Annotated in this window: 34 protein-coding genes; 17 read left to right on the top strand and 17 right to left on the bottom strand. The window is 64.7% G+C overall.

Annotated elements, in window-relative coordinates; all coding sequences use genetic code 11:
* The first annotated feature begins 25 nt into the window (after positions 1–25).
* Positions 26–2,788: a DNA translocase FtsK gene (locus E8M79_RS02605; protein ID WP_248304869.1), complete on the top strand. Its 2,763-nt coding sequence runs from the start codon at positions 26–28 to the stop codon at positions 2,786–2,788.
* Between the two features lie 18 nt (positions 2,789–2,806).
* On the opposite strand, the gene E8M79_RS02600 is transcribed toward E8M79_RS02605, so the two are convergent.
* Entirely contained in the window at positions 2,807–3,124 is a 318-nt protein-coding gene (locus E8M79_RS02600; RefSeq protein ID WP_137150366.1) for a hypothetical protein, read from the bottom strand.
* A 112-nt stretch (positions 3,125–3,236) separates the two neighbouring features.
* Between E8M79_RS02600 and E8M79_RS02595 the strand changes: the two genes are divergently transcribed.
* A complete protein-coding gene (locus E8M79_RS02595) occupies positions 3,237–3,863 on the top strand; it encodes an outer membrane lipoprotein carrier protein LolA (protein WP_137150365.1) in 627 nt (208 codons plus the stop codon).
* Between the two features lie 17 nt (positions 3,864–3,880).
* On the opposite strand, the gene E8M79_RS02590 is transcribed toward E8M79_RS02595, so the two are convergent.
* Positions 3,881–4,690 (bottom strand): undecaprenyl-diphosphate phosphatase, encoded by an 810-nt coding sequence (locus tag E8M79_RS02590; protein ID WP_137150364.1) that lies wholly within the window; start codon positions 4,688–4,690, stop codon positions 3,881–3,883.
* A 113-nt stretch (positions 4,691–4,803) separates the two neighbouring features.
* On the opposite strand from E8M79_RS02590, the gene E8M79_RS02585 reads away from it, so the two are divergent.
* From E8M79_RS02585 to E8M79_RS02555, 7 genes are read left to right on the top strand one after another with little or no spacing between them, the layout of a single operon-like run.
* Complete coding sequence (locus E8M79_RS02585; protein ID WP_137150363.1) at positions 4,804–5,481, top strand: glutathione S-transferase family protein; 678 nt, start codon at positions 4,804–4,806, stop codon at positions 5,479–5,481.
* A gap of 18 nt (positions 5,482–5,499) precedes the next feature.
* Positions 5,500–5,805, top strand: coding sequence for a BrnT family toxin (locus E8M79_RS02580; protein ID WP_137150362.1), 306 nt, complete (start codon positions 5,500–5,502; stop codon positions 5,803–5,805).
* Positions 5,795–6,046 carry a CopG family antitoxin gene (locus E8M79_RS02575; protein WP_137150361.1) on the top strand — a complete coding sequence of 84 codons (252 nt, stop codon included), beginning with the start codon at positions 5,795–5,797 and terminating at the stop codon, positions 6,044–6,046. The genes E8M79_RS02580 and E8M79_RS02575 overlap by 11 nt, the downstream gene beginning before the upstream one ends.
* Complete coding sequence (gene queG / locus E8M79_RS02570; RefSeq protein WP_137150360.1) at positions 6,043–7,170, top strand: tRNA epoxyqueuosine(34) reductase QueG; 1,128 nt, start codon at positions 6,043–6,045, stop codon at positions 7,168–7,170. The genes E8M79_RS02575 and queG overlap by 4 nt, the downstream gene beginning before the upstream one ends.
* Positions 7,167–8,036, top strand: coding sequence for an SDR family oxidoreductase (locus E8M79_RS02565; RefSeq protein ID WP_137150359.1), 870 nt, complete (start codon positions 7,167–7,169; stop codon positions 8,034–8,036). Before queG ends, E8M79_RS02565 begins: the two co-directional genes overlap by 4 nt.
* Complete coding sequence (locus E8M79_RS02560; protein WP_137150358.1) at positions 8,033–8,683, top strand: GNAT family protein; 651 nt, start codon at positions 8,033–8,035, stop codon at positions 8,681–8,683. Before E8M79_RS02565 ends, E8M79_RS02560 begins: the two co-directional genes overlap by 4 nt.
* A complete protein-coding gene (locus tag E8M79_RS02555) occupies positions 8,680–9,180 on the top strand; it encodes a DUF6886 family protein (protein ID WP_137150357.1) in 501 nt (166 codons plus the stop codon). Before E8M79_RS02560 ends, E8M79_RS02555 begins: the two co-directional genes overlap by 4 nt.
* Positions 9,181–9,189: 9 nt before the next feature.
* Here the strand turns inward: E8M79_RS02555 and E8M79_RS02550 are convergent, their stop codons facing one another.
* Both E8M79_RS02550 and E8M79_RS02545 read right to left on the bottom strand, forming a co-directional pair.
* Complete coding sequence (locus E8M79_RS02550; RefSeq protein WP_137150356.1) at positions 9,190–10,167, bottom strand: ribose-phosphate pyrophosphokinase; 978 nt, start codon at positions 10,165–10,167, stop codon at positions 9,190–9,192.
* A gap of 86 nt (positions 10,168–10,253) precedes the next feature.
* Entirely contained in the window at positions 10,254–11,057 is an 804-nt protein-coding gene (locus E8M79_RS02545) for an alpha/beta hydrolase (protein ID WP_137150355.1), read from the bottom strand.
* 169 nt (positions 11,058–11,226) lie between these two features.
* Between E8M79_RS02545 and infC the strand changes: the two genes are divergently transcribed.
* On the top strand, positions 11,227–11,763 hold the full coding sequence (gene infC / locus E8M79_RS02540; RefSeq protein WP_171015719.1) for a translation initiation factor IF-3: 537 nt from the start codon (positions 11,227–11,229) through the stop codon (positions 11,761–11,763).
* 727 nt (positions 11,764–12,490) lie between these two features.
* On the opposite strand, the gene E8M79_RS02535 is transcribed toward infC, so the two are convergent.
* Complete coding sequence (locus tag E8M79_RS02535; protein ID WP_137150353.1) at positions 12,491–12,955, bottom strand: GNAT family N-acetyltransferase; 465 nt, start codon at positions 12,953–12,955, stop codon at positions 12,491–12,493.
* Positions 12,956–13,413: 458 nt separating this feature from the next.
* Complete coding sequence (locus E8M79_RS02530; protein ID WP_248304867.1) at positions 13,414–13,746, bottom strand: helix-turn-helix domain-containing protein; 333 nt, start codon at positions 13,744–13,746, stop codon at positions 13,414–13,416.
* 185 nt (positions 13,747–13,931) lie between these two features.
* On the opposite strand from E8M79_RS02530, the gene E8M79_RS02525 reads away from it, so the two are divergent.
* The 4 genes from E8M79_RS02525 to E8M79_RS02510 all read left to right on the top strand — a co-directional run bounded on the left by E8M79_RS02525 (position 13,932) and on the right by E8M79_RS02510 (position 15,438).
* Positions 13,932–14,531 (top strand): flavodoxin family protein, encoded by a 600-nt coding sequence (locus E8M79_RS02525; RefSeq protein ID WP_137150351.1) that lies wholly within the window; start codon positions 13,932–13,934, stop codon positions 14,529–14,531.
* A complete protein-coding gene (locus E8M79_RS02520) occupies positions 14,528–14,923 on the top strand; it encodes a nuclear transport factor 2 family protein (RefSeq protein ID WP_137150350.1) in 396 nt (131 codons plus the stop codon). Before E8M79_RS02525 ends, E8M79_RS02520 begins: the two co-directional genes overlap by 4 nt.
* Positions 14,924–14,926: 3 nt before the next feature.
* Positions 14,927–15,142 (top strand): 4-oxalocrotonate tautomerase family protein, encoded by a 216-nt coding sequence (locus E8M79_RS02515; protein ID WP_137150349.1) that lies wholly within the window; start codon positions 14,927–14,929, stop codon positions 15,140–15,142.
* A 68-nt stretch (positions 15,143–15,210) separates the two neighbouring features.
* Positions 15,211–15,438 (top strand): hypothetical protein, encoded by a 228-nt coding sequence (locus tag E8M79_RS02510; protein WP_137150348.1) that lies wholly within the window; start codon positions 15,211–15,213, stop codon positions 15,436–15,438.
* Between the two features lie 13 nt (positions 15,439–15,451).
* Here the strand turns inward: E8M79_RS02510 and E8M79_RS02505 are convergent, their stop codons facing one another.
* Positions 15,452–16,084, bottom strand: a complete 633-nt coding sequence (locus E8M79_RS02505) for an NAD(P)-binding domain-containing protein (protein WP_137150347.1) — start codon at positions 16,082–16,084, stop codon at positions 15,452–15,454.
* Between the two features lie 106 nt (positions 16,085–16,190).
* Here E8M79_RS02505 and E8M79_RS02500 point away from each other — a divergent pair, with 106 nt between their 5' ends.
* Entirely contained in the window at positions 16,191–17,078 is an 888-nt protein-coding gene (locus E8M79_RS02500; RefSeq protein WP_137150346.1) for a LysR family transcriptional regulator, read from the top strand.
* Between the two features lie 167 nt (positions 17,079–17,245).
* On the opposite strand, the gene E8M79_RS02495 is transcribed toward E8M79_RS02500, so the two are convergent.
* The 5 genes from E8M79_RS02495 to irrA all read right to left on the bottom strand — a co-directional run bounded on the left by E8M79_RS02495 (position 17,246) and on the right by irrA (position 20,812).
* Positions 17,246–18,142, bottom strand: coding sequence for a ribokinase (locus E8M79_RS02495; protein ID WP_137150345.1), 897 nt, complete (start codon positions 18,140–18,142; stop codon positions 17,246–17,248).
* 63 nt (positions 18,143–18,205) lie between these two features.
* Positions 18,206–18,733 carry a DUF1697 domain-containing protein gene (locus tag E8M79_RS02490; RefSeq protein ID WP_137150344.1) on the bottom strand — a complete coding sequence of 176 codons (528 nt, stop codon included), beginning with the start codon at positions 18,731–18,733 and terminating at the stop codon, positions 18,206–18,208.
* On the bottom strand, positions 18,730–19,326 hold the full coding sequence (locus tag E8M79_RS02485; protein WP_137150343.1) for a YdeI/OmpD-associated family protein: 597 nt from the start codon (positions 19,324–19,326) through the stop codon (positions 18,730–18,732). The genes E8M79_RS02490 and E8M79_RS02485 overlap by 4 nt, the downstream gene beginning before the upstream one ends.
* A 1-nt stretch (position 19,327) precedes the next feature.
* Positions 19,328–20,164, bottom strand: a complete 837-nt coding sequence (locus E8M79_RS02480) for an arylamine N-acetyltransferase (RefSeq protein WP_137150342.1) — start codon at positions 20,162–20,164, stop codon at positions 19,328–19,330.
* A gap of 201 nt (positions 20,165–20,365) precedes the next feature.
* On the bottom strand, positions 20,366–20,812 hold the full coding sequence (gene irrA, locus E8M79_RS02475; RefSeq protein ID WP_137150341.1) for an iron response transcriptional regulator IrrA: 447 nt from the start codon (positions 20,810–20,812) through the stop codon (positions 20,366–20,368).
* Between the two features lie 182 nt (positions 20,813–20,994).
* Here irrA and fabA point away from each other — a divergent pair, with 182 nt between their 5' ends.
* Together fabA and fabB are read left to right on the top strand one after the other, a co-directional pair.
* Positions 20,995–21,525 carry a 3-hydroxyacyl-[acyl-carrier-protein] dehydratase FabA gene (fabA, locus tag E8M79_RS02470; RefSeq protein WP_137150340.1) on the top strand — a complete coding sequence of 177 codons (531 nt, stop codon included), beginning with the start codon at positions 20,995–20,997 and terminating at the stop codon, positions 21,523–21,525.
* Positions 21,526–21,607: 82 nt separating this feature from the next.
* Positions 21,608–22,834, top strand: a complete 1,227-nt coding sequence (gene fabB, locus E8M79_RS02465; protein ID WP_137150339.1) for a beta-ketoacyl-ACP synthase I — start codon at positions 21,608–21,610, stop codon at positions 22,832–22,834.
* A gap of 12 nt (positions 22,835–22,846) precedes the next feature.
* Here fabB and E8M79_RS02460 read toward each other — a convergent pair whose 3' ends face one another.
* The 5 genes from E8M79_RS02460 to ubiB form a co-directional block, all read right to left on the bottom strand.
* Positions 22,847–23,365, bottom strand: a complete 519-nt coding sequence (locus E8M79_RS02460; RefSeq protein ID WP_282568096.1) for a shikimate kinase — start codon at positions 23,363–23,365, stop codon at positions 22,847–22,849.
* Between the two features lie 74 nt (positions 23,366–23,439).
* Positions 23,440–24,159, bottom strand: coding sequence for a molybdopterin-synthase adenylyltransferase MoeB (moeB, locus tag E8M79_RS02455; protein WP_137150337.1), 720 nt, complete (start codon positions 24,157–24,159; stop codon positions 23,440–23,442).
* The gene (locus tag E8M79_RS02450; RefSeq protein ID WP_137150336.1) at positions 24,149–24,904 is read right to left on the bottom strand and encodes a DUF2259 domain-containing protein; all 756 of its coding nucleotides are present in this window, start codon (positions 24,902–24,904) and stop codon (positions 24,149–24,151) included. Before E8M79_RS02450 ends, moeB begins: the two co-directional genes overlap by 11 nt.
* Positions 24,849–25,319 carry a dUTP diphosphatase gene (gene dut, locus E8M79_RS02445; RefSeq protein WP_171015674.1) on the bottom strand — a complete coding sequence of 157 codons (471 nt, stop codon included), beginning with the start codon at positions 25,317–25,319 and terminating at the stop codon, positions 24,849–24,851. The genes E8M79_RS02450 and dut overlap by 56 nt, the downstream gene beginning before the upstream one ends.
* A 67-nt stretch (positions 25,320–25,386) precedes the next feature.
* Entirely contained in the window at positions 25,387–26,946 is a 1,560-nt protein-coding gene (gene ubiB / locus E8M79_RS02440; RefSeq protein ID WP_248304866.1) for a 2-polyprenylphenol 6-hydroxylase, read from the bottom strand.
* Between the last annotated feature and the right edge of the window lies 1 nt (position 26,947).

Below are 26,947 nucleotides of genomic sequence, written 5' to 3'. Positions count from 1 at the left end.
AGCCGGGCAAGTATTGAGTTCGCCCATGCCCAGTTCCCCCTCGCCCGTGCTCGACGAAGTCCGCTCCATGCCCCAGCGCAGCACGCGCAGCGCCACCAAGGCCCTGCCAGCGCCGCCGCCGGCACTGTCGATTCGCATTCCGGTGCGCCTGGCGGGCCTGATCGTTCTGGCGCTGGTGGGCATCTGCCTGGCCGCGCTCGCCTCCTGGTCGGTGGACGATCCGAGCTTTTCCTATGCCACGGCCAAGCCGGCGGCCAATTGGCTGGGCTTTCCGGGAGCGGTGATTGCAGACACGCTGTTTCAGGTCTTTGGCTTGGCCGCCCTCGTAATGCTCGTGCCGCCGGCGCTATGGGGCTGGGCCTTTGCCCGCCGCCGCATGCCCAGCCATCTCGGCCTGCGCCTGCTCGGCTGGGTCGGCGCCAGCGTCCTGGCTGCCGGCGCCTTCGCCTTTGTCGCCATGCCGGCCACCTGGCCGCTGCCCACCGGCCTGGGCGGCCTGGTCGGGTCTGGCTTCATGAGTCTGGCCACCCTGGTCAGCGGCGCCCAGCCGCAGGCTGTTACCCAGGTGCTGTTCGCCATCATCATCGCCGTGCCGGCGCTGGCCCTGTTCTGGATTGCCATGGGCCTGGGCAGCTCGGTCCCCACCGGTCCGCGCAAGCCCGCTGCCGCTACTGCCGGCCGCAAGGGCGCTGCTGCGGCCGCCCAGGAGATGGACGAGCCCGAAACCAACCCCATCATCGATGTCGCTCTCGGCGCCATGGTGCACATGGGCTATTCGCTGCGCACCGCTTTCCGCCGCGCCCGTGCCAGCCATGCCGAACGCCGCGCCGCCGATGCCGCCACCTGGCGCGATGACGAGGTCGAGCCTGGCCTGGATGACGCCCCCGTGGCCCGGGCCGCCACGCCCGATCGGCGCGAGCCGGCCGTCGCGCCTGCGCCGCGCCGCATCCATGCGCCGGTCGAGCACAGCGTCGAACCCGCCTTTGCCGATACGCCTGTCCCCGCGGCCTCTGCCGAGGTGTCCTCGCGCATCAATGCCCGTCCCAGCTATGACGAGGACGAGATCGATTATCCCGACGAGCACGAGGACGACATTCCCTTCGTGCCCGACCTTCCGGTCGCGCCCGTTGTCAATCACCGCCAGCAGGGCGATTCGCGCTTCCACCCGGTCGATCCGGCCAAGCCGCGCGTCACGGCTCCGGCCCCGCGCCCGGCCCAGGGCCAGCGCATCCTGCGCGAAGCCCAGACCTCGTTCCTGGACGAACCCGGTGGCTTCGAGCTGCCGCCGCTGAGTCTCTTGGCCGAGCCCAAGCACAAGGGCCCTTCGCCCGAGCACGCCCCCGAGCGGCTTGAGGAAATGGCGCGCCAGCTGGAGGGCGTGCTGGAAGATTTCGGCGTCAAGGGCGACATCATCAATGTCCGCCCCGGCCCTGTGGTGACCCTGTTTGAGCTCGAGCCCGCGCCCGGCATCAAGTCGAGCCGCGTCATCTCGCTGGCCGACGATATCGCCCGCTCCATGAGCGCTATTTCTGCCCGCGTCGCCGTGGTGCCGGGCCGCAATGCCATTGGCATCGAGCTGCCCAACCAGATGCGCGAGACCGTCTATTTCCGCGAAATGCTGGCCAGCTCCGACTTTGAGAAGATGAAGGGCAAGCTGCCCATTTGCCTGGGCAAGACCATTGGTGGCGAACCCGTCATCGCCGATCTCGCCCGCATGCCGCATCTGCTGATCGCCGGCACCACCGGCTCGGGCAAGTCGGTGGGTATCAATACCTTTATCCTCAGCCTGCTCTACCAGATGACGCCGCAGCAGTGCCGCATGATCATGATCGATCCCAAGATGCTGGAGCTCAGCATCTATGATGGCATTCCCCATCTGCTCACGCCCGTGGTGACCGACCCGCAAAAGGCCGTGGTCGCCCTCAAATGGGCCGTGCGCGAGATGGAAGACCGCTATCGCAAGATGAGCAAGATCGGCGTGCGCAATATCGATGGCTTCAACCAGCGCGTCAGCGAAGCCGCTGCCGAGGGCAAGACCATCACCCGCACGGTGCAGACCGGCTTTGATCGCGAGACCGGCGAAGCCATTTTCGAGAGCGAGGAATTCAACCTCGAAGTGCTGCCCTATATCGTGGTCATCGTCGACGAAATGGCCGATCTGATGATGGTGGCCGGCAAGGACATCGAAGGCGCCATCCAGCGCCTGGCCCAGATGGCTCGCGCCGCCGGCATCCACATTATCACCGCCACCCAGCGCCCGTCGGTGGACGTCATCACCGGCACTATCAAGGCCAACTTCCCCACGCGCATCTCGTTCATGGTCACCTCCAAGATCGATTCGCGCACCATTCTGGGCGAGCAGGGCGCCGAGCAGCTGCTGGGCAATGGCGACATGCTCTATATGGCCTCGGGCGGCCGCACCAAGCGCCTGCACGGCCCCTTCGTCTCGGACGCCGAAGTCGAGGCCGTGGTGGCCCATCTCAAGACCCAGGGCCAGCCGGATTACCTCGATTCCATCACCGAGGATGAGGACGAGGCCGCCATGGCAGCCGATGGCGGCGCCGGCGGTGGCGACGATTATGCCGGCTCGGGCGACGAGCTCTATGACAAGGCCGTCCACATCGTGCTCACCGATAAGAAGGCCTCGACCTCCTATGTGCAGCGGCGCCTGGCCATTGGCTACAACAAGGCGGCGACCCTGATCGAGCGCATGGAACGCGAAGGCGTCATCAGCCAGGCCAACCATGCCGGCAAGCGCGAAATCCTGGTGGGCGGGGACCAGTACTGATCCCCGCTGCCATCACGGCTATTGGCTGCAGGCCGGCGTGCCCAGCACGAGTTTGAACTCGCGCGGGCCGGCCCAGCCGGCCTCGTGGGTATTGGGCACATCCTCGATGGTGACCGACAGCACGCAGGCGCCGCCGCGCACCAGATAGTGGTCCGGCGCAATCAGCTCGATCGCATCCACGCCTGAAAAGCCGAAGGCATCGGCCACACCCATGTCGGCAATGATGGCGGCCAGCTCGGCCTGACGCTGATATTGCGGCGGCAGGGCGGCCTGGGCGGGCAGGGCTGTGAGCAGCCCGACCACGACGGCAAGGCTGGGCAAGACAAAGGCGCGCATGACAGAAAATCTCCCGTGTGACTGCGGCCCCGGCCCCGCTCTCGGAACCCGCTGTTGCCGCAATTGCTTTCTAGGCTAGCCTGAGACGAACCAACAGTCAGGAAACTCAATCATGATTCGCCGCGATGCCTTGCTGCTCGGACTTGCCGCCGTCTTTGCGATGGGATCTTCGGCCTGGGCGCTTGACCGGGCCCTGACGCCCGAAGAGCAGCAGATGATCGACAGCATCGGCGCGCATAATTCGGCCATCCGCTCCATGGTGGGCCGGTTCCTGCAGATCGACACCAATGGCGGCCGCACCGAGGGCACCTTCTTCCTGGAGCGCCCCAACAAGATCGCCTTCCGCTATGCCCCGCCCAGCCGCGAGGAAATCGTCTCGGTCGGCAATGGCTTTTATGTGCTCAACCGGCGCGACGAGACCTATTACGCCTATCCGCAGGACACCATTCCGCTGCGCCAGTTCCTGGGCGACCAGATCAATCTGATGAATGCCAATGTGGTCAATGTGGCAACGTCCGACGGCTACATGACCGTGACGGTGATCGACGAAACGGTCGCGGGCACGGTGCAGGTGTCGCTGGTGTTCGGCACCGATACGCTTGATCTGGTGCAGTGGAGCCTGGTCGAGCCCAGCGGCGCCGAGCTGACTTTTTCGCTCTATGACGTGGAAAAAGACGTCAAGATCCCCTCGACCTTCTTTTCCATCCCCGCCAACTACAAGGCCGCCCAGCGCAGCTGAGGCGACCCTGGCACCGGTTAGTGCAGGGTCAGCAGCGCAATGATGCCGGCCCCGCCCACCACGATGCGCCACCAGGCGAATGGCGCAAAGCCATAGTTGGAGACAAAGGCCAACAGGTACCGCACCACAATGGCGCCGACCACAAAGGCCGCCGCAAAGCCGACGGCGACATTGAGCGCAATGCTGGCGTCAATCAGGTCGCGGCTCTTGTAGAGGTCATAGCCAAAGGCGCCCACCATGATGGGCAGGGCGACAAAGAAGGTAAACTCGGCCGCGCTGCGCTTGCTGGCGCCGAACAGCATGGCGCCCACCACGGTCGAACCCGAACGCGACACGCCGGGGATGAGGCTGAGCATCTGGAACAGGCCGATGATCAGCGCCAGATGCCAGGGGAACTGGTAGATGTCGTCATAGGTTTCGCGCTTGGGCATGCGGTCGACCAGCAGCAGCACAATGCCGCCAAGCACCAGCGAGATGCAGATGGTCATCGGCGATTCCCACAGCGCGCCCTGGATGAAGTCGCGCAGCAGCACGCCTGCGATGATCGCCGGGACGCAGGCCAGCAGCACCGAGCCGGCAAACTGCCAGGCATAGGCCTTGCCGCGCAGCGCATCGCCGATCAGCTGCGCCAGCTTGGCAAAATAGATGGTCACAATGGCCAGGATGGCGCCCAGCTGGATCAGCACGATAAAAGTCGCCGGTTGGGTGAGCCCGAAGAAATGCCCTGCCAACAGCAGATGCCCCGTCGAGCTGACGGGTAGGAATTCGGTAAGCCCTTCGAGAACTCCCAGCACCAACGGCACAAAAAGACCTTGATCGGCGTTCATTTGATCCCCTAATTCTGTCCATTGGTCCCAAGCGGGTGGGCAAGCTCTATCGCGCTTCGCAAAAGCCGCCAAGCTGGCTTGCCACACCGGACCCAAAAAGAGACAAGCACGCCATGCCAAGCCTGTTGCACCATCCTCTTGACCCGTCCTCCCGGCTGATCCGCCTGATGTGCGCCGAATATGGCGTGCCGCTGGATATGGAGGAGATCAAGCCCTGGCTGCGCACGCCCGAGCTGCTCGAGATCAATCCGGCGGCCACGCTGCCTATCATGATCGATGAGACCGATCAGCCCATCATTGGCCTGCTCGCCAATATCCACACCATCGAGGACCTGCACACGCCGGCCATCGTTACCGGGCTCATTCCGGCCGAGCCGGTGCGGCGCGCCGAGATGTGGCGGATGATCGAATGGGTGATCTCCAAGCTCAATGACGAGGTGACCCGCTATGTGCTGGAGGAAAAGATCGTCAAGCGCGACCAGCGCGGCGCGACGCCCGATCCGGCCGTGCTGCGCGTGGCCAAGGCCAACCTGAATGAGCACATGCTTTATTTCAACTGGCTCTTCGCCAACCGCTCGTGGCTGGCGGGCGACGAGATGACCCTGGCCGATTTTGCCCTGGCCGCCCATCTCTCCACGCTCGACTATCTGGGCGATATCGACTGGGGCAAGGCCGGCGAAACCCGCGACTGGTATTCGCGCATCAAGTCCCGGCCCGCCTTCCGGACCCTGCTGAACGACCGCGTCGTCTCCATGCCGCCGCACAAGGGCTATGCTGATCTCGACTTCTAGTCTCTTGCGAGAGAGTATATGCAGTCGTATATACAAATCATCGATGCAGCAGGATTTGACTGGGATGATGGCAACAGCCTGAAGTGCCAAAAGCACGGCATGTCGCAGAGTGATATCGAACAGGTGTTTGCCGATATCATCCACGTCGCCATGGATGAAGCCCATTCGATGACCGAGCCGCGGCAATTGGCCATCGGCCGCACAGCCGCCGGAAGACCCGCTTTCGTGGTCTTCACACTCAGGGTGGTTGAGGGGCAGACCATGATCCGACCGGTAAGTGCCCGCTACATGCACGACAAGGAGCTCAAACGCTATGACCGGTAGGCGCGTTCCCCATTTCGAGACGGACGAAGAAGCGGCAGCCTTTCTCGAGCAGGACCTGTCTGATCTCGATTTCAATCAGTTCAAACCCGTCAAGTTCGAGTTCAGTCCCAAGGCGGCGCAGTTGAACATGCGCCTGCCCGAGGCGCTTCTTGAGGCCGTCAAGAGCAAGGCCAAGGCGCAGGGCATTCCCTATACGCGCTATATTCGGCAACTGCTCGAGCACGACATTTCCCGGCGTTGACCTCCACCGCAGACCTTCTCGTTGCCGAGCTGAAGTCGCGCGCGCAAGCGCTGGGCTTTGAGAGCTTCGGCATTGCCCCGGCCGATGCGCGGCCCGACCTGCCCGACAAGCTGCGGGCGGCGCTCGATGCCGGCTGGCATGGCGACATGGACTGGATGGAAACCACCGCCGAGCGCCGCGGCAGCCCCCGCGCCATGTGGCCCGAGGCGCGCTCGGTGATCGTGGTGGGCATCAACTATGGGCCAGAGGCCGATCCGCTGGCGCTGCTCGACCAGCCCGGACGCGGCATCATCTCGGTCTATGCCCGCAACCGCGACTATCACGAGATCATCAAGGGCAAGCTCAAGGAACTGGCGGGGCTCTTGGCGCGCCGGGCCGGGGCGCAGGTCAAGGTGTTTGTCGATACCGCCCCCCTGATGGAAAAGCCGCTGGCGGAAGCCGCGGGCCTGGGCTGGCAGGGCAAGCATACCGTGCTGGTCAGCCGCGACTTCGGATCCTGGCTGTTTTTGGGCGCCATCCTAACCGATGCGGACCTGCCTGCGGACAAGCCGCATGACGAGAGCTGTGGCAGTTGTACGCGCTGTCTCGACATCTGCCCCACCAAGGCCTTCCCGGCGCCGTTCCAGCTCGATTCCCGCCGGTGCCTCGCCTATCTCACCGTCGAGCACAAAGGCCCGATCCCCGTGGAGTTTCGCGCGCCCATGGGCAATCGCATCTATGGCTGCGATGATTGCCTGGCCGTCTGCCCCTGGAACAAGTTTGCCTCCATCAGCCGCGAGGCGCGGCTGCAGGCCCGGCCCGAGCTCGATGGCCCGGCGCTGGCCGACCTGGTGCAACTGGACGATGCCGGATTTCGCACTCTGTTTGCCGGCTCGCCGATCAAGCGCATTGGCCTTGCGCGTTTTCTGCGCAATGTCTTGATCGGCATCGGCAATTCGGGCGATGTGAGCCTGCTGCCGTTGGTGGAAGCCCGCCTCGGCGATTCTGCGGATGTGGTGCGCGGCGCTGCGGTCTGGGCACTGCGCCGCCTCGATGCGGCGCGGGCCGAGACGCTGCGGGGCGCCGCTCTCGCCGGCGAGACGGCCGACGCCGTGGCGGCCGAATGGACAGGTGAACTCCAATGAACGCATTCATTTTCGGTATGGGCTTTTCCGCTGCAGCGACGGCAGAATTCCTGCGCGCCAACCATCCCGACATGCCCATTGCCTGCACGGTTCGCACGCCGGAGAAGGCTGCCCGTCTGAGCGCCCAGGGCTTTTCGGCCCATGTGTTTGACGGCACGGCGCCGGGGCTGACCCTGGGGCCGAACTTGCGCGCGGCCAGCCATGTCGTGTTCTCCATTGCCCCCGGCGCCGAGGGCGATCCGGCGCTGGTCCACCACCGCGCCGATCTCGACGCGGCCGCGGGGCTTGAGTGGCTGTGCTACTACTCAACGGTCGGCGTCTATGGCGATTTCGGCGGCGACTGGATCGACGAAAGCGCCCCGCTGGTGCCGCGCAATGACCGCTCGGACCGCCGCGTGCTGGCCGAACAGGCCTGGCGCGACTATGCCACCCAAAGGGGCGTGCCGCTGACCATCCTGCGCCTCGCCGGCATCTATGGCCCCGGTCGCTCAACCTTCGACAAGCTCGAGGACGGCACCTCGCGGCGCATCGTCAAGCCGGGCCAGGTGTTCAACCGCATCCATGTCGCCGATATCGGCCGGATCACCGCGCTGGCCGCAGAGGCGCGGCTGAACGGCACCTTCAACCTCAGCGACGATGAACCGGCCCCGCCCCAGGATGTCATTGTTCATGCCGCCGAAATGCTCGGCATGGCGCCGCCACCGGCGCAGGATTTCGCCACGGCGCCAATGACGCCGATGCAGGCGAGCTTTTATGCCGACAACAAGCGGTGCTCCAATGCCGCCATCAAGGCCGCACTGGGCATCGAACTGCTCTACCCCACCTATCGCGAGGGCCTGGCCCAGATCTTGGAGACGCGATCATGACCCTGACCCCTGCCAAATCGGCACCCGAACCCATTGTCCTGCAAGGCCGCTTTGTGCGGCTTGAGCCCATGGCACCCCAGCATGCCAAGGGCTTTTTCGACGTGTCGACCATGCCCGGCGGGCCCGAGCGCTATCGCTGGCTGTTCAGCAATGCGCCCGAAACCCTCGCCGAGCTTGAGGCGCGCATTGCCGGCATGACCTGGGGCGAGAACCGCTATGTCGCCGTGGTCGATCAGAAGACCGGCAAGGCGGTGGGGCAGCAGGGCTGGATGCGCATCCGCCCCGAGCATGGTTCCATTGAGATCGGCGGCGTCTATTGGGGCCTGCCGATGGCCCGCACGCCGCTGGCCACCGAAGCGCTCTATCTGTTTGCCCGCCACGCCTTTGACGATCTGGGCTACCGCCGCTTTGAGTGGAAGTGCAATGACCGCAACGAGCCCTCCAAGGCCGCAGCGACGCGCTTCGGCTTCAGCTTCGAGGGCATCTTCCGCCAGGACATGATCTTGAAGGGCGAAAGCCGCGACACTGCCTGGTTTTCCATGCTCGACAGCGAGTGGCCGGCGCTGCGCGCCGAATATGAGCGCTGGCTGAGCCCAGACAATTTCGACGCCAATGGCCAGCAGAAGAGCCGGCTGGCGACGCGATGAGTCTGTTTCACATCAGCGAGGATCCCGCGATCCCGCTGTTTGTGCCTCGGCCATCGGCCTATACGGCCGAGCCGGTGGTCTGGGCCATCACGCCCGAGCGCCTGGTCAATTACCTGTTGCCCCGCGACTGTCCGCGCGTCTGCTTCTGGGCGCGCGCCGACAGCACCATGGGTGATCGGCAGACGCTGTTGGGCCAGGATGCAGCGGTAATCGCCATTGAAGCGGGCTGGTTCGAGCGGGTGCAGCAGGCCAGCCTCTATTGTTACAGCATGCCGCCGGAGGGATTTGTCGAACTGGATGCCAATGCCGGCTATTGGGTCAGCACCAGCCCGGTCTGGCCCATCGCGACCACGGTGATGACCGATCTGCCGGACCAGATCGCTCGCCGCGGCGCTTCCTTGCGCGTCTTGCCGCATCTGGGCCCGCTGCAAGCCGACGTCGCCGCCTCCAGCCTGGGCTTTTCCATGATCCGCATGCGCAATGCGGCGGCGATCTAGGCCCGCGGTCTAGCCAGCAGTGCCGGTGGCCTTGGGCAGTTCGGGCTCGGAATAGAACAGCGCGCTCACCGATTCCCCGCAGTTGATGCGGCGGATGGCTTCGGCCAGGGCCGGGGCCACCGACAGCACGGTCAGCTTGGGATGGCGCTTGCCGGTCGCGATCGGCACGGTATTGGTGCAGACGATTTCGAGAATATCGGCCTCGGCGGCCAGCCGGGCAATGCTGTCGCCGGCAAACACGCCATGGGTGGTGGCCACGCGCACCGAGCGCGCGCCATGCGCCCGCAGATGCGCCAGCAATTCCAGGATCGAGCCGCCGCTGGCAATCTCGTCGTCCAGCACGATGACGTCGCGATTGCGCACTTCCCCGATCAGCGTCGAGATGCGCACCGTGGTGTCATTGATGCGCTCCTTGGCGCCGGCCGCCACCGGCAGGCCCAGGCGCTTGCCGAAGGCTGCGGCATTCTTGGCATTGCCCAGATCGGGGGACACCACCACGGCATTGCTGAGGTCATAGGCGCGGAAATGCGCGGCCAGCTCGTCCAGCGCATGCAACTGATCGACCGGCACGCTGAAAAAGCCATGCACCTGCGGCGAATGCAGCGCCATGGTCAGCACGCGATTGGCGCCGGCGGTGGCCAGCATGTCGGCCACCAGGCGCCCGCCCAGCGAAATGCGCGGCGCGTCCTTCTTGTCCGAACGGGCATAGGAGAAATAGGGGATCACTGCAGTGATGCGGGCCGCCGAGGCGCCGCGCGCCGCATCCAGCATCAGCATCAGCTCCATCAGATTGTCCTGCACCGGCGCGCTCAGCGGCTGGATGATGAACACATCCTGCGCCCGGCAATTGGCCTGCAGCTGGACTTCCAGACAATCATTGGAGAAGCGCTTGATCCGGGTCGGCGCCAGCGGCACGCCAAGATGGCTGCAGATTTGCTGCGCGAGTTCGGGATGGGCATTGCCGGTGAAAACTGCCAGTTCGTTCATGCCACGACCTCGGTTCCCGATAGGAGCCGATTACGGCATTTGGCCCGGACAATCAACCGCGCCAAGGCATGCGAACCATGCAATTTCTAGCCGGCTTGCGCCTCGTTTGGCCGCGCCAGGGCCAGCACGGCCTGGCGCAGGCGCGCCAGATCCTCGTCCCGGCTCAGGCGGTGGTCGCCATCGGGGATCAGCGTCAGCGTCACCGGATCATGCAGGATATGGGTCACCAGTTCGATCGCATGCGCGGGCGGCACATCGGGATCCTGCCCGCCCTGCAGGATGGTGACCGGACAGCCGGTCTCCACCACCCCGCCGAGCAGCAGATGGCGCGCACCATCCTCGATCAGCGCGCGATTGATGCGATAGGGCGTGGACGAATATTGGCTGGGCTGGTCCACATAGCCCTGGCTCTCCAGCGCCTGCCGCTCATCGGGGGTAAAGCCGGGCAGCATCAGCGCATGCGTCATGTCCGGCGCCGGCGCCACCAGCACCAGACCATGCGCCGGCGTGCCGGCCGCCAGCAGCGCCCGCGCCAGCAGCAGGGCGATCCAGCCGCCCATCGAGGAGCCGACGATGATCTGCGGCCCGCTCGTGGTGGCCAGCACCGCCTGCGCCTCTTCCAGCCAGCGGCTGATGGTGCCGTCGTTGAAGTCCCCGCCCGAGACGCCATGCCCGGAATAATCGAACCGCGTGACGGCCAGGCTCTTCTCGGCGCCCAGAGCATCAAGCGCCATGGCCTTGCTGCCCGCCATGTCCGAGCGGAAGCCGCCCAGCCAGAACAGGCCTGGCCCGTTTCCCTGCCGCTGTTCGACGGCAATGTCGCGGGCCGCCGCGCCTGCGCCGACAGTGAGGGTGGAACGGATTGGGCTGGTCATCAAAGGGGCTTTCATCACATCGCAAACTGCGGATTAGCCATTCGGCCAATCAGGGGCTATAATGGCGCTTCAATGGCCCAATGGGCCTGAAATTGTGCGGTTTAGCCAGTTGACTTATGGTGCGGCTAACACGATTTTATGGCGCAATTCACCCCTTGGCTAAACAACAAAAGGATCGTTTGCCATTCGCCGTCCAATGAGACCAGTTGCGCCCCAAAAAGATGGGCCGCCGTCCAACGAAGATATCACCAGCCCCGATGTCCAGCTCATCGATGCTGAAGGCGAGAACCGCGGGATCGTGAACACCCGTGCCGCGCTCGCTGAGGCCCAGGAACAGGGCCTCGACCTTGTCTTGATCTCTCCCAATGCCAATCCTCCGGTCGCCAAGATGCTCGACCTGGGGCGCTTTAAATATGCCGCGCAGAAAAAAGCTGCCGAGGCCCGCAAGAAGCAGAAGGTGATCGAGGTCAAGGAAGTCCAGATGCGTCCGAACATCGACACGCATGACTACGAGACCAAGATGAAGGCCGTGCAGCGCTTTCTCGACGATGGTGACCGCGTCAAGGTGACGATGCGCTTCCGTGGCCGCGAAATGGCGCACCAGGACCTGGGCATGCAGGTGTTGCTCAAGGTGCGCGAGCAGACCGAGACCATTGCCAAGGTCGAGAGCCAGCCGCGCTCCGAAGGCCGCCAGATGGTCATGGTGCTGGCGCCCAAGTAAGGGTTCAGCCGCACGACTGCTGGAGCATTTCACTCTTGAGTTGATTTGCGGTTCTCTTGCCTCCCTCCCCCTTGAGGGGAGGGACCGAGGGAGGGGGTCTCTCAGTGGCCCTCAGATCCACCCCCACCCCGACCCTCCCCTCAAGGGGGAGGGGGCGACAGAGCCGAGTCAATCTGAACATGAAACGATCTCGTGCGAAGGGCAGGTCCATCGGACCTGCCTTTTTGTTGGGTTCTGCCTGCGCCAAGAGCGCCACGCGCAAGACCTGTGCTGGCGGTTTCACGTTGTGAAGCGGCTTTCGCCCCGAGGGCTTGCGCCCCCTGTTTGGTTATTGAAGAGGCGAAAGCCGCTTCACACGACCTGGTATTCCTGCGCACGCATCGAGCGGTCCCCCTTTCGGGGTGGGCAATTCCGGTTCTGGCAGCTGTGCCCGCTCGTCCGGCACCCACTCCGCCCCGTCTGCCCGACCGGTGGTCAGCATACACGCATCGGCCTGGGCGACCCCATGCAGCCAGTCCCCCCGCCCGGCGCTTCGTCGGCACCGCGTGACCGGCAGGGATGGCGCCAGTATGCGGGCGCTGGCTGGGACCGGGGATAAGTTTTTTGTGTTTGTGGCGCTGCGTGGTGGTGGCGGCCTGCCGCTGCGACAGTTTTCGATCACGCGCACAGCAGAATAGGTCCACGCCGAGCCCAGAGGGCCCAATGCTGCAATGTGTTTGGAGAACAGCTATTTCGACAAGACAAATCGGGTCATCCCGGCACCCAGCTTGTCGGTGGGGCGCTCCTGGAAGCCAAAATGCCGGTAGAAGGTTTCCTTGCCCTTCGCAGACATCAAACCAATCGTCGCGCCCATCGCAGCACGTGCCAGGCATTCTTCGAGAAGCTTTGATACAATCTGTCGCCCGATTGAGCGGTTCTGATGGCTTGGTCGAACGATGATGTCTTGCAGGTAGAAATACAGCACCCCGTCACCGACCACGCGACCCATGCCAATGAGCTGTTCACCGTCAAAACAGGTGAGATCAATGACACTGCGCTCCAACGCTCTTGTTGCCGTGTCGAGACCGATCTCGCCCCATCCGCAGTTAGACCGCAGCTTTACGAAATCTTCCGGTCCTGGTGGGGCAAATCGGTATGAAATCTGATCATTCCGCAAAGCCAGGGCCCTCTGCTTTAAGCTGAGATTCCCCAAGTGGCGTCCCGCTTGCCGCAAGCGGTCGCACGAACCCGTCCGCTGGACAAGGGCTCTTTGCGCCGAGCGGCGGCTGCGGTCGCGCGGGCTCCTGGAACCGGCGAATCCGGCAGAAGCCACCCTGTTGTCGCCCGGCGATCATGTTTTTAAGCGCAGCGGGCAGAGCTGCCCTGCCGCTTTCGGTCATTTTGGGTACAGAGTGGGTATCGCCGATCTGGCCATGGTGCGCTTGTCCGTTTCCGACGCCATTGTGGGCGTTCGCCGTGATTTGGCGGTATCCAAAAAGAAGCCGTTCGCTCGGTCCGCGCGGATGCCCGCTCGGCTGCGCTACGACAGATTGCAAGCACCGCCATTGCCTTCACGACATGCGCAAATTCGATCTCCTCGACGGCATCGACCCTGGTCGTCCCTGGGTCATCGCCGCATCCCTTCGACTACAGGGGGTTGGCCGTCCCTGACTAGCCTGATTTAGCCGTCGGGGCCAGGAGGCCGCTTTGCATGAGCGCTTGACCATGGGTCGTCTGCTTGAGTTTCTCCCCGACAGCCACGATGGCCGCGATAGCGGGCACCAATTCGGCACCAAGTGTCGTTAGCTGGTATTCGACAGAGGGCGGCGATGTCGGGAGCACATTTCGGCTGACCACACCCTTTTCTTCCAGTTCACGCAGCCGCTGCGTGAGGACCTTTGCCGAAATAGGCGGAATGTCGAGCCGAAGCTCGCTGAACCGACGCGGACCACCGCGGAGGTACCAGATTACATTCGGTGTCCAGGCCGCACCGATGACGCTCATGCACTCGGTCAGTGTGCACGATGCGGGTGGGAGCGGACTTCGGTTGCGGCGCATTTTTAGGACCATCGAAAGCGGTTACCACGACGAAACCAGATATTCCAGTTACTAATGGTGTTCTGGTTTACTTTGGTAACGCGCTGCCCCACCTTCGGGAGGTCCACTAAGCCTCAGTGAAGGAAACTAAAGTGCCGAACATCGTCATCGTCTATCATTCCGGCTACGGCCATACCCGCGTCCAGGCCGAAGCGGTGCTGGCCGGGGCAGAACAGATCAAAGGGGCCCGGGTTTCCTTGGTTCCGGTTGAAGATCACGCCGATCACTGGGCTGAGCTCGATGCGGCGGATGCAATCATCTTCGGCGCACCGACCTACATGGCCGGGCCCTCCGCTGCCTTTAAGGCATTCCTCGACGCGACATCCTCGCGCTGGGCCGAGCAACGCTGGAAAAACAAACTGGCCGCCGGCTTTACGAACTCCGCTGGCCTGAACGGCGACAAGCTCAATACGCTGCAGCAGTTCTCGCTGTTCGCCATGCAGCACGGGATGATCTGGGTCGGATTGGGCCTGTTGCCCGGTAACCATACCTCAAAGGGATCGGCAGAAGATCTCAACCGCCTGGCAGGCTTTCTTGGCGCCATGGCGCAGTCCAATGCGGATCAGGGACCGGACGTTGTTCCCGCAGGCTCGGACCAACGCACTGCAGCGCATCTAGGGAAGCGGGTGGCCGAAGCGGCGACTTGGTGGGCGCCACTGGATCATGTTCGTTCGACGGAGCACGCGCTTTGACCGGGCCGAGCTACGCTGACGACTTTCAAGCCATCGAGGCTGTTACTGCAACCTATTTCGACGCACTCTACGAGGCCGACAGTGCCCGAATGGCACAGGCAATGCTGCCCCAGGCGCTGTATGCCACAACGGCCGAAGGGCCCCTGCTGTGTCGGTCGCAGCCGGATTACCTCAATGTTCTCGATCAGAGAGAACCACCCGCGCAAAGGGGCGAGAAACGCATGGACCGCGTCCAGAGCATATCGCTCGTTGGGCCATCCACGGCCGTGGTGGTGGCGAACTGCGCCATTGCCGAACGCTACTTCACCGACGTGCTCACACTGGTGCGACTTGAAGGGCGCTGGTGGATCATCGCCAAGGTGTTCGACTTTGAATTGCGACAGGAGCGCTAAGCAATGCCATATGTAAAGGTCGAGATCACGGACGAGGGAGCCACGATGGCCCAGAAGGCGGAAGTAATCCAGGGCATCACCGAGGTACTCCGATCCGTGCTGAACAAGGACCCAGCGACCACCTTTGTGGTGATCGACGAGGTACCGGTGGCGCATTGGGGTATCGGGGGGGTGCCGGTGGAGGAATACCGCCGCCGCCAGAGCGCAGCCAAACGGTAAACATCAAAGAGGGCTCCCCGCTCAGGGGTGCCGTCTTGTCTACTTCTGGTCCCTGTCGGAATGGGAGCGTGTCGAAGCTGATCCCCGTTACGTTACCATCTGCGGTGCATGACCGATGGAACATCCACCTGCAGGCATTCGCCGCCCAAGAGCAGACAGACGGCTGTCCACCCCTTTCCCGCCAGCCGCGCTCAGAAGGCCGCCAGATCGCCATGGTGCTGGTGCCCAAAAAAGGGTTCAGCCACAACACTCCAATTGCAAAAGGGCAGGTCCGCGGACCTGCCCTTTTTGTTTGATATGCGCCCGGCGTCAGGCCGGGAGGCGGACCCAGGCGGGCGCGATCGTCGTGCCCTGGCCCAGGGCATAGCCAAACTTGATATTGAGCAGGCCCAGCGGTTCGAGCAGGCGCGACGTCTCGAGCCCCCCGGTGGCTTCTGCGGCAAAGCCGGAGAGGACCACCAGGTCCGCCACGGCCGCAAGCGCCCCGGCATCATTGCCGGCCAGGAACACCGGCAGGCTCTGGGTCTGGCTGACCGGTTGGTCGAGCAGCGCGGCGAAGATGGTGTTGTAGGCCTTGACCACCTTGGCCTCGGGCGCAGCGGCCTGGATGGTCTCGGCGGCCGAGGTGTCAAAGCCGAGCAGCAGATTGGCGAAATCGGGGGTGATCGGATTGCTCATATCGACCACGATCTTGCCGGCCAGCGCCGGATTGGCCGCCGCCGCCAGCGCCTTGGCATAGGGCATGGCCAGGACCACGATATCGGCGCCGGCCATGGCGGCGTCGGTGCTGAGCGCCTTGGCGCGTCCGCCCGGCAGGCTGGCGACAAAGGCCTCGGCGGTTGCCAGGTCGCGCGTGCTGATCAGCAGGTCAATCTTGCCGGCCAGGCGCCGGGCCAGGCCCTTGCCCATATTGCCCAGGCCGATAAGGGCGAGTGTGGTCATCTCAAGTCTCCATAGCGGGTGCATCTGTGATGACGGCAAACTGCACCTCTTCGATTAGAAAGAAAATTGCATGGATGTGCGGAAGACAATTGCATAGAAATATCGAATGGTTGATCTCGAACATCTGCGCACCTTCCTGGCCGTGGTCCGCCTGGGCAGCTTTGTCGCCGCGGCCCGGCAATTGGGCCTGTCCCCGGCCATGGTCGGCCGCCGCATCCAGACGCTGGAAGAGCGCTTTGGGGCGCGGCTGATCGAGCGCACCACGCGCAGCCAGCGGCTCACCGACACCGGGCAGCAGTTTCTGCAGCGCGCCACGGCCATCATTGAGGCCACCGAGCAGCTCGACGAGATGACCCAGCCCGATTCCGGCAAGCTCTCGGGCCGCATACGCCTCAGCGCGCCCACCACCGTGGGCATCAGGCGCCTGCCGGCCATCATCGCCGGCTTTGTCGAGAGGCATCCCGAGGTCATCATCGAGATGAACCTGAGTGACCGCCGCGTCGATCTGGTGTCGGAGGGCTTTGATCTGGCCGTGCGCATCGGCCAATTGCAGGCCTCGGCGATGATCGCCCGGCGGGTCGGCAATTATCGCTTCGCCTGCTGTGCGTCACCGGCCTTTCTGCGCCGCCTTGGCATGCCGAGCCATCCCGACCAATTGCGGGCGCTGCCCGCCGTGCTCAATCTCAACCTGACGCCACGCAACCGCTGGCCGTTCCAGCAGCAGGACGGGACGCCCTTTACCGTGGAGGTGTTTGGCAATGTCGAGATCGACAATGGCGAAGCCCTGCGCGCCGCCGCGCTGGCGGGCGCGGGCCTGGCCTATATTCCGCTCGATCTGGTGGCCGACGATCTCGCCGATGGCGGGCTGATCGCCGTGCTGGACGACTGGACGCTGCCCAGCCTGCCCATCCACACCATTCACCCCTCGCGCCAACTGGTGCCGCGCCGGGTGATGGCCTTTATCGATGCCGTGGCTGAGGGCTTCCGGGATTAGAACGCTTCACGCTTCAGTGGATTTGCGGCGCCTTTGCTTCCCTCCCCCTTGAGGGGAGGGACCGAGGGAGGGGGTCTGTCAGTGGCCCGCAGAACCACCCCCACCCCGGCCCTCCCCTCAAGGGGGAGGGGGGCGACAGAACCCCGTCAATCTGAACTTGAAATGCTCTAGCCCTTGAGCGCCGCATCCACTTCGGACGCCAGCGGAATGGCCGGCTGCGCCCCCGGCTTGAGACAGGCGAGACTCCCCGCTGCTGCAGCGCGGCGCAGGGCGGTCTCCAGATCCAGCCCGGCATCGAGCCCGGCCGCCAGATAGCCGCAGAAGGTGTCGCCGGCGCCCACGGTATCGACCGGCTTGATCGGCAGCGCCTTGACATGCAGCGCCTGCCCGTCGCGGATGGCTTTGACGCCATCGCCGCCCAGGGTGACGATCAGCGTCTGGTTATGCGCTTTGGCCCAGTCGGCCATGGCCGCGTCGAGCTCGCTCTCGGGCCGGCCGCTGAGCAGGGCAAATTCGGTTTCATTGGCCACCACAATGCTGGCCAGCGGCGCCACGGACGCCGTGTCGGCGAGGAAAGGCGCCGTGTTGAACACGCTGGTGATGCCGCGCTCCCTGGCCAGTTCGAGCGCGCGGCGGCTGGCGGCCTGGGGGATTTCCTGCTGCACCAGCAGCACGTCGCCGCTGGCCATGCTGGTCACGGCGGCCTCGGCATGGGCGGGCGTCATGGTGCCATTGGCGCCCGGCAGCACGGCAATGCAGTTCTCGCCGGCGGCATCGACAAAGATCATGGCAATGCCGGTGGCCTCCTGGGTGCGCCGCACCTCGGCCAGATCGACACCGGCCCCCTCGAGCAGCTCCAGAGCCGGCGCGGCAAAACTGTCTTGGCCCACGGCCGAGACGTGGCGCACCTTGGCGCCGGCGCGGCGCGCCGCCAGCGCCTGATTGGCGCCCTTGCCGCCGGCCGCCATCGAGAAGGTGCCGCCGGCCACGGTTTCGCCGGCCCCCGGCAGGCGCGGCACGGTGCCGATCTGATCAAGATTTGTGGACCCAAAGACAGTGATCATGATGCGGCCTCCCACGGCAGTTCGCGCTGCCCCTCCCGCCGCGGGGCGAGCGGGCAGACTGGTCTATTCGGCGGCTTTTATCACGGTATTGAAATTGCGCGAGGTCCAGAGCCGCTTTTTGCCGAAATGCCGCGAGACCGCCTCCATGCCCTCGCCAAACCGGCCCGTGGGCTGGCGAAACGCCAGCATGAACACTTCGCCTGGGGTCACGCCGACGACCTCGAAATCGCCGGGCACGCCACAGGGCATGGGCAGGGTCTGCGCCGAGCCATCGCCGACAAAGGTCACATAGAGCTTGGTATCGGCATCCTCGCCGCGGCCCCCGAAGGGATCGGCGGCGATCAGCGCCCGGATCTGATCCTGGGTGCGCAGCACCGTGCCGATGGGAAAGCCGAACTGCGTCTCGAGCGCGGCTTCAATGGCGGTGCGGTCCACTGCCGCGGGCGCCGCATCGAACAGCACATTGCCGCTGGCCAGCAGCGTCTTGACCGCCGAAAAGCCCATGGCCTCGAAGGCCGCCTTGAGCTCGGCACTCTTGACCTGGCGCTGGCCAAGATTGACCCCGCGCAACAGGGCCAAGTGGCGGGTCATGGCTTGGCCTTGTGCGGATAGATGGTTTCGCCCCGCGCCAGCATGTCGACAAAGCCGGCGATCTTTTTGGCGCGCGCCGCCGCTGTCTTGAGCGAATGCACCCGGAAGGTCAGGGCGAAGCGGTTCTGCGCGCTGAGCTGATCATAAAGGCCCTGCGCCGCCGGGTTGGCGGCGATGGCGGCCAGCAGATCGGCCGGCGCATCCATGGTGGTCGCATAGGCAGCGTCCCAGCGGCCGTCGGCCTTGGCCAGCTCGACCTGGCGCAAGCCATGTTCGGTCATGCGGCCATCAGCGATCAGCCGGGCGACATTGTCGCGATTGATCTGGCTCCACACGCTCTTGGGTTTGCGCGGGCAATAGCGCTGCACGAAGGAGATGTCGTCCCAGCTCTTCTTGATGGCGTCGATCCAGCCCCAGCACAGCACCACCTCGATGGCTTCGGTCGGGCTGATGGTGGCAACGCCACTGGCCTTTTTGTAGATGCGGATCCAGATGTCGTCGGCGCTGTCGTGGTGGGCGGCCAGCCAATCGTAAAAGCGCTGCGCATCGGGGAATTCCAGCAGCTTGGCAGGGTCGACATAGACCGGCGCCATGCTAGCGCTCCGCAGCCTGGGCCGCCACGGCGCTCATCACCCGCGCCAGCGCCGGCTCGAAATCCTCGCGCGTCGGCAGGGTGATGCGGAACACTTCGGCCAGCATGGTGCGCAGCGCCGGCACATCCTCGGCAAAGCGCCGCTCCGGCTCTTGCCCGGGCCGGTAGATGCTGAGCCGATTGCCGGACAGCGCATAATGCGCCTCCTTGTCCACCCGGGCGGCGAACAGCAGGGCCCGGTTGAAATACTCGGTCTCGACCAGGCTGTTGATCGCGGCGATGTCGGCCGGGCTCTGCTCGACCGGCTCGAACTGATAGAGGCCGCGCCATTCGTCGCGCACCCGCACATCGAGCCGCCACAGCGCCTCGACCTTGCTCAGGCGGAACACGTCATTGCCCACGGTCTGCTCGACGCCGTCGCGCAGCTTGAGCGGGGCGGTGAGCGTGAAAATGCTGCAGCCCACGTCGCACAGATAGCTGCTGCCGGCGATATCGACCACCAGCACCATATGGCTGATCATGCGGGCGCCGCCCTCGCCATGGCCCCACAACATGCGCGCGGCGTGGCTGCGCACGGTGAAATCGAGCTCGACCAGCTCGTTCATCAGCAGCGTATTGTGCTCAAAGCAATAGCCGCCACGCCCCTTGTGCAGCAGCTTTTCCTCAAGGCTGGCCTGGTCGAGCAGCACCGGCCGGCCCATCAGTGGATCGAGGTTTTCAAAGGGAATGGCCAGCGGATGCAGGCCGTGAATGGTTTCCAGCGTCGCCAAGGTCGGGGCGATGGAACCGGCAAAGCCGATTCGTTCGAAATAGGCGTTCAGATTGACCTTTTGGCGCATTGGCCACCCTTGCCGCTATTGTCGTTCGGCGGACAATATGGGTCATGGGGCTGCCCCTGTCACCCGGACAGGACAGTGTTTTTGCCCTCCTTGGGGGCTGGACATGGGCTTTATGGACTGGATCACAGGCCGCAAACCAGCCATGCCGGGGCGCGCCGGGCGACCCGGCGATCCCTCAGGACAGTGTTTGCTCACAATAGGTTAGGCGTGGGCCTTGCGCACGCGGATCACCACGTCGACATGGCTGACCATCATGCCCTTGGGCGGCTCGGGCAGCGCCAGGAATTCCACCGAGGCGGCGGGAATGTCGATCATCCGCTGCTCGTCCTCGACATAGAAATGGTGATGGTCCGAGGTATCGGTGTCGAAATAGGAGCGCGAGGCATCCACGGCCACTTCGCGCAGCAGCCCGGCTTCATGGAACTGGTGCAGCGTATTGTAGATGGTGGCCAGCGACACATTGACCCGTGCCTGATCGGCCTCGCTGTGCAGCTGCTCGGCGCTGACATGGCGATGCGGCCCGCCGAACAGCAGTTCGGCCAGCGCCACGCGCTGCCGTGTGGGGCGAAGCCCGGCCATGCGCAGCACGGCAGTAAGGCACGGCTTGCGCGACGGAATAGACCGGCTGGTCTGGCTGCGTTCAGTCATGGGTCCTTGGGGTCCTCGAGCACACGAAAGGGCCTGAATTTACTGCCTATGTTATAGACAGCACGAAGCGGTGATACAAGCGGCGGCACTGTCGCATAGCCATTGGGTGCAGTCCCGCTGCCCTTGACCCCCCAGTTGCACCGCTATACGAGACGAACACAGGGTTAACCGGGGTTGGATGCATGGCCGAGCGGCAGAGCGCATTTGGGTATCAAGAGCTGTTGGCGCATGGTCGCGGCGAACTGCCCGGCCAGGGCGACGCCCGCCTGCCTGCCCCCCCCATGCTGATGTTTGATCGCATCACCTCCATTTCCGAAGACGGCGGCACCTATGGCAAGGGTCAGGTGCGTGCCGAGCTCGACGTCAATCCGGACCTGTGGTTCTTCAAGTGCCATTTCATCGGCGACCCCGTCATGCCGGGCTGCCTGGGCCTGGACGCGATCTGGCAGATGACCGGCTTTTTCCTCAGCTGGATCGGCCAGCCCGGCAAGGGCCGCGCCCTGGGCGGCGAGATCAAGTTCACCGGCCAGGTGACCGATGACGTCAAGCTGGTCGAATATGGCATCGACCTCAAGCGGGTCATGAAGGGGCGCCTGACGCTGGGCATCGCCGACGGCTGGGTCAAGGCCGATGGCGTGGTGATCTATGAGGCCACCAATCTGCGCGTCGGCCTGTTCACCGACACCGGCATGCAGGCGCAAAAGAGCGCCTGACCACTTCTGTGCCTGACTGGAACCACCAAACAACAATAACCGCCCGGTCAAGGGCGTCCGATCAAGACGGAGCGAGGCCACTATGAGACGAGTAGTCGTCACCGGCATGGGTATCATTTCCTCGATCGGCAATTCGCTGGACGAGGTCACCCAAAGCCTGCGGGACGCGCGGCCCGGCATCGTGTTTGCACAGGACTATGCCGATCTGGGCTTCCGCAGCCAGGTCAAGGGCGATCCGCGCCTGGACCCCTTCGAGCTGCTCGACCGCCGCGTCACCCGCTTCATGGGCAAGGGCGCGGCCTGGAACTATCTGGCCATGCAGCAGGCCATTGCCGATGCAGGTCTCGAGCCGAGCGACATTTCCAACCCCATGACCGGCATTGTCATGGGCTCGGGCGGCGCGTCCACCCGCACGATTGTTGATGCGGCCGACATCACCCGCAAGAACACCAGCCCCAAGCGCATTGGCCCGCTGGCCGTGCCCAAGGCCATGGGCTCGACGGCCTCGGCGACGCTGGCCACCGCCTTTGGCATCAAAGGCGTCAACTACACCATCACCGCCGCCTGCGCGACGAGCAAGCATTGCATCGGCAATGGCATGGAACAGATCATGCTGGGCAAGCAGGACATCGTCTTTGCCGGCGGCCATGAGGATCTCGACTGGACGCTGTCCAACCTGTTCGACGCCATGGGCGCCATGAGCTCGGACTTCAACGCCAGCCCGGAAAAGGCCAGCCGCTGCTATGACGCGGCGCGCGATGGCTTTGTCATCTCCGGCGGCGCCGGCGTGCTGGTGCTCGAGGAATATGAACACGCCAAGGCGCGTGGTGCGAAGATCTGGGCCGAGCTGGTCGGCTATGGCGCCACCTCCGATGGCCTCGACATGGTTGCCCCCTCCGGCGAAGGTGCGGCCCGCTGCATGCAGATGGCGCTGCGCCATGCCGGCCCGCGCATCGACTATATCAATCCCCATGCCACCTCGACGCCGGTGGGCGATCTCAAGGAGATCGAAGCCATCCGCGCCGTGTTCGGCAATGGCGACAGCTGTCCGCCCATCTCGGCGACCAAATCGCTGACCGGCCACAGCCAGGGAGCCACGGGCGTGCATGAATCGATCTATTCGATCCTGATGATGAAGCACCGTTTCATCGCTGCCAGCGCCAATATCGACACGCTCGACCCGGCCTTTGAGGACATGCCCATCGTCCGCCAGCGCCGCGACAATGTCGATCTGGGCGCCGTGCTGTCCAATTCCTTCGGCTTTGGCGGCACCAATGCGGCCCTGGTGTTCAAGCACCCCGACGCCTGAGGCAGTGATCGCTCAGACTTGACGCATTCCCGTCGCCGCGATGACTGCGGCGGCCATGGCGTCGGGCGGCGCGGTTGACACCACCAGCGCATCACCCGCGGCTCGATAGAGTGGAAAGCGCGTGCGGAATTTTTCACTCTCACTAGTCGCCTCAAAGCCGAAGCCGCGCGTCAATTGCGGGGCGACCACGATGCGGCACGCCAATTCGATATCCAGGCTGGGCAACAGCACAATGCCATAGCCGCCGGCCACAAGGGCTCGCGCCTGCCGGTAGTCCGACGTCTCGGGCGCGGCAGCCAGAAAGCCCGACGGCGTTACGAACACTTGTGGGATCATGGCTTCGGCGACCAGGGCCTGCGCCAGCGCCAGATTGGCCGCGCGGTAAGCGGCATAGCCCTTGGCGGCAATATAGTCCCCGATCACTGCGATGCGGTCGCAGAACACCAGGTCGAGATCGACCAGCGGCCAGTCCAACTGGCTGGCGAGGGCGCGGCCCAACGTCGATTTCCCGACGCCGCCCGGTCCGAGCAGAAAGAGGGTTTCGGCGCTTCGCCATGGGCGTGTGGCTGCAACCTGGGTTTCACCCGCTTCGGATACCGCCGCGCTCAGAACGCAAACTCGGAGAAATGCGCGCCCTGGCTGTCATAGGTCAGCACGCGCCCGATCAGCGGCGTGCCGATGCCGGTGATCAGCTTGATCGCCTCCATGGCCATCAGCGTGCCGATCACCCCGGTCAGCGGGCCCAGAATGCCGGTGGCCTCGCAACTGGGCAGGTCATCATCGCTGGCGCTGGCCGGATAGAGCGCATCAAAGCCCGGCCCGCCGGGCGCAAAAACCGTGACCTGGCCATCAAACATCGACACCGCGCCCGAGACCAGCGGGATCCCGGCTGCAGCGGCCGCCGCCGCAACGGCCCGCCGCGTCGCCAGATTGTCGGTGCCGTCGAGCACTAAATCATAGTCCCGCAGGGTCCCGGCCGCATTGGCCGCCGTCACCTGGGGCAACAGGCGCACATCGACATGCGGGTTGAGCCCGGCGACAAAATCCCGCGCGCTTTCGGCTTTGCCCAGGCCAATGCCGGCGCTGGTGTGGATCACCTGCCGCTGCAGGTTGGAAAGGGCAATGCTGTCATGCTCGGCTATGCCCAGCGTGCCGACGCCGGCGCCGGCCAGATAGGCAATGACCGGGCTGCCCAGCCCGCCCGCGCCGACCACCAGCACGCGCGCGGCCTTGAGTGCCTGCTGCCCGCGCCCGCCCATGCCCTTGAGCACCAGATGCCGCCCGTAGCGGCGGGTTTCCTCTGGCGACAGGGGTTCAGAAGGCAAGGGGCACCGCGACAAACCGCCGGTCCGGCCCTTCAAAGCCCTGGGCAAACACCGAGATCAGGGCCACGGCATGGGGCAGGGGATCATCCGTCCACGGCGCCAGCACCGCATGGATGCGATAGCTCACCGGACAGCCGCGCGAGCGTGGCAGGGTTTCGTCGGCATGCACCTCGCGGACTGCGCCCTTGTCCTCGACACTGAGCGTAAAGCCCAGCGCCTGCGCCCCGAACCAGGCATTGCAGGGCGTCATGGCCTGGGCCTCCGCGGTCTTGAGCGAGAGCAGATAGTCGCCGTCCACCGTGCCGTCACTATAGCGCGGCAGGCCGAAACGCAGGGTCTCCCCGGTCTGGTCCGGCGCGCCATCCCCCACCATGGCCAGCACCTGGGCTGGGGCCTCGATCCCCAGCGTCGCCAGGATATCGCCTGCTTTCTCGACCGCATCGGCCCGCACCGCGGTCAGTGGCGTCTTTTCGTCGTCGGCCTGCTTGCGCACCGGGGTGCCGACCACCCAATTGTCCTCGGTCAGATCGACCACATAGATATTGGAATAGGCAAAGCCCGAGCCATCCTGGATGCCAAATTCCTCGAAGGCGAAGTAATGGCTGTCCGAGGAATAGCCGATCACCTCGAGCAGGGCCCGATCGCCGGCCCAGACGGGGCTGACAGCCAGTGCCAGGCCCGCCAGCAGGCTAGCCCCTGCGGTGGCCAGTCGAACCGAAACCCTTGTCGCCGCGTTCCGTTTCATCAAGCGTCTCCTCAAGCCGAAATTCTGCTGGTTGTACGGCTGCGATGACCATCTGGGCGATGCGATCACCGCGTTGGACCACAAAATCCTCGGCGCCCAGATTGATCAGGGGCACCATCACCTCGCCCCGATAATCGGCGTCGATCGTGCCCGGCGCATTGAGCACCGTCACGCCGAACTTGACTGCCAGCCCCGAGCGCGGCCGCACCTGCGCCTCAAAGCCGATGGGCAGCGCCATGGCAAAGCCACAGGGCACCACGCCCCGTCCGCCGGGCGGCAGCACCATGTCGGCGCCCGGCGCCAGCGCAGCCACCAGATCCATGCCCGCGGCGCCCGCCGTCTGCCGGGCGGGCAGGGGCAGGCCTTGGCCATGCTCCAGCCAGCGCAGCGCGATCGAGACGGAGCTGGATGGCATCACCACACTCGCAAATTGTTCTGATTGCTACACAATCTAGGGCCTGGCGGGCAAGCCGACAAGCGCCCTAAACCCCTGGCAGCGTGATAATCCGCCACAGTCCGATCGCCAGCATCAGCCCGGCCAGGCCCATGAGCGTCAACAGCGCGCCGCGCAGCAGCGGATCGGACCGGCGATGCTTGTTGGCATGATAATCGGCCAACGCCAGCTCGGCCTGCGCCAGGATCGTGGGCAGACGTCCGGCGGCCGTGGCGGCGGTTTTGACATGTTCGGTGAGCGTCTCGATCTGGCCCAGCGGGCCAGCTTCCTTGCGCAGCCAGTCGCCCACCACCGGCTCGGCCACTGTCCAGATATCGAGATCGGGATCGAGCGCCCGCGATACGCCTTCCACCAGCACCATCGACTTTTGCAGCAGCACCAGCTCGGGCCGGGTCTGCATGTCGAACAGGTCGGTGATGGCAAACAACTGGCCCAGCACGCGGGCCATGGAAATGTCGCGCGCCGTGCGTCCATGCAGCGGCTCGCCGATCGAGCGGATGGCCAGCGCGAAGTCTTCGACCGACTTGTTGGCCGGCACATAGCCGATCTCGAAATGCCGCTCCGCCACCAGCCGGTAGTTGCGGGTGATGAAGCCATAAAGGATATCCGCGAGGAAGCGCCGCTCCTTGCGATTGATGCGGCCCATGATGCCGAAATCCACCGCGATCACGCCATTGCTGCGCGGATCGGCGAACAGATTGCCCGGGTGCATGTCGGCGTGAAAGAAGCCGTCGCGGATGGCATGCTTGAGAAAGCTCTGCAGCAGCGTCGCCGCCAGCGCCTTGCGATCCACCCCGGCCGCATCAAGCGCGGCATGGTCGCGGATCGGAATGCCCTCGACCCAGCTGGTGGTCAGCACATTATGGGCCACATGGTCCCAGCTGACGGTGGGGATGACAAAGCCGGTATCGTCCTTGATGTTCTCGGCCATTTCGGAAATGGCGGCGGCCTCGAGCCGCAGGTCGAGCTCGAGCTGGGCCGAGCGGTCCAGCGTTTCGACCACTTCGATCGGCCGCAGGCGCTTGGTGGAGCGCACGAAGCGATCGGCCAGCCGCGCCACGGCATAAAAGCTCTCGATATCGGAGCGGAAGCGCTGCTCGACGCCCGGGCGCAGCAGCTTGACCGCCACCGCGCGGCGCAGGCCTTCGGCCGGCACCAGCATGGCCTTGTGCACCTGGGCAATCGAGGCCGCAGCGATCGGCGGGCTCATCTGCGTCAGCTCGGCGGCCTTGTCGCCCAGCGCTTCGGTGAGGATGGCCGGCACCAGCTTGGGATCAAAGGGCGCCATGCGGTCCTGCAGGCCTGCCAGATCCTGCGCCACGGCGACACCCACCACATCGGGGCGGGTGGCCAGCGTCTGGCCGAACTTGACATAGGTGGGGCCCAGCCGGTTGAGCGCGGCATTGAGCCGTTCGACATGGCCCGTCTGGCGCACGCTGGGCCGCTCGATCAGCCGCCCCAGCCAGATGCCCAGGCGCAGCGGCGCCAGGGCCGGCGGCAGGCCATCAATCGAGATGATGGACAATGCGCCTTCGCGCGCCAGGACGTAACCGGCCCGCAGCAGGCGGAAATAGGCGGAGATCAGCATG

The sequence above is a fragment of the Devosia sp. FKR38 genome (genome assembly GCF_005222805.1).
Lineage (GTDB): Bacteria > Pseudomonadota > Alphaproteobacteria > Rhizobiales > Devosiaceae > Devosia.
This window is presented reverse-complemented; position numbering and strand designations above follow the sequence as displayed.